Source organism: Phocaeicola sp. ICN-14070 (genome assembly GCF_037892625.1).
Taxonomy (GTDB): Bacteria; Bacteroidota; Bacteroidia; order Bacteroidales; family Bacteroidaceae; genus Phocaeicola; species Phocaeicola plebeius.
Genome location: NZ_JBBKBF010000152.1, coordinates 1 through 1,276 on the forward strand (window position 1 = coordinate 1; position 1,276 = coordinate 1,276).

The window sequence follows — 1,276 nt, forward strand, 5'->3', positions numbered from 1 at the left end:
GACGCCGCGCTTCAGCCCGTTCACGCTCACGTTCGTGCCGAGGAACGGTATGTAGTCGGCGGGGTCCATCACCATACCTATGTAAGGGTGGATGGGATTGAAGGGGGGAGCTGTCGTCACATGGACGTCAACCCCGACTACCATAGTGATATGACTGTCCGCGAGTAGCATTTAATAACTAAATTCAGAATTTCCAATTAATCAAGTGTGAACTTGAAATATTCTTCAAAAGAAGAAAATATTTCATTGAATATAGAAACCTTATTTTCTATATTGATATCAACACTGTACACTTTGCTATCTTCTGTGCCGTTTTGAGGAATACTTAATACATAGTAGTTCTCATCTTCATTATATTCTAATACTATATAATTTAATGGTAACTTATGCATACTTCTTGCCTCTAATGTATCATGTAATGTGCTACCTGTTGATGTAGAATTATCCCATTTTTTAAAAAGTCCAGAAATGTATGTATCATAGATACTACACGAACCACACTCCAATAAGAATGCTTTATATTCTTTTGGAAAAACAATATCTAATTGCTGCTCTACGGATTTTATTAGTTCTAAACTAACACCTCCAAAAATTTCTATATCAGAATTGTTTTTTTGTTTTTCTAATGCATAATTTAAGTAATTCATATTAAAAACATTTACTTTTTATAGAACTTAATTGTTTTGCTCTCTCTTTCCAATAGTTAGCTTTGAAATTTTTATAACTTTTTGCAAGTATTGGGTTATTTCTAAAACTTTGCCCATCTTCAATTAAACCATGCAGTTGTTTACTATATTTTTGATGGGTCGTTTGAGCCAATTCAACCATTGCTCCAGGTTCTTGCCCCAAAATATGATGAAGATTAATAGGTTTCCCATCAAAACCAATAGGAGCATTCCCTGCTTTCATTAAATCTAAGTTAGTTGCACCTGCTTGAATTTTTGCTCGGATAGAAGGATGAACGCTTGAATCAACAAAATCGGGTACCCCAGTAACAAAATCAGTTGTATTTTGATAAACTTTTCTTCCTAAGATATTTATTATAACATACTTGCTTAATCCAAGAATATCATTTAATAAATTTACATCTTCCACATATCCATAGAGAGTCGGATTATTTCCCGCCAGCCCAATTGGGTCAGAAGAAATATACATCCCCATATCCGGCGAGTAGTACCTGAATCTGTTGTAATACAATCCCGTTTCTTCATCCTCGTACTGTCCCTGATAACGGAACGGCACGAGCGTTCGGTCCCCATGGCATTCCGCCACCTTG

General features: G+C 35.9%; 2 protein-coding genes. Both read right to left on the reverse strand.

The features are described from left to right. Positions 1 to 197: 197 nt before the first annotated feature. Positions 198 to 647 (reverse strand): SMI1/KNR4 family protein, encoded by a 450-nt coding sequence (locus WKT20_RS17995; RefSeq protein WP_117816688.1) that lies wholly within the window; start codon positions 645 to 647, stop codon positions 198 to 200. 1 nt (position 648) lies between these two features. Beyond that, positions 649 to 1,276 (reverse strand): HNH/ENDO VII family nuclease (locus WKT20_RS18000; protein ID WP_340417862.1); only part of this gene is annotated, 628 nt, incomplete at its 5' end.

What these genes read in the sequence shown, in the direction of transcription:
- WKT20_RS17995 (WP_117816688.1), bottom strand. Translation starts at nt 647, where the DNA reads ATGAATTACTTAAATTATGCATTAGAAAAACAAAAAAACAATTCTGAT.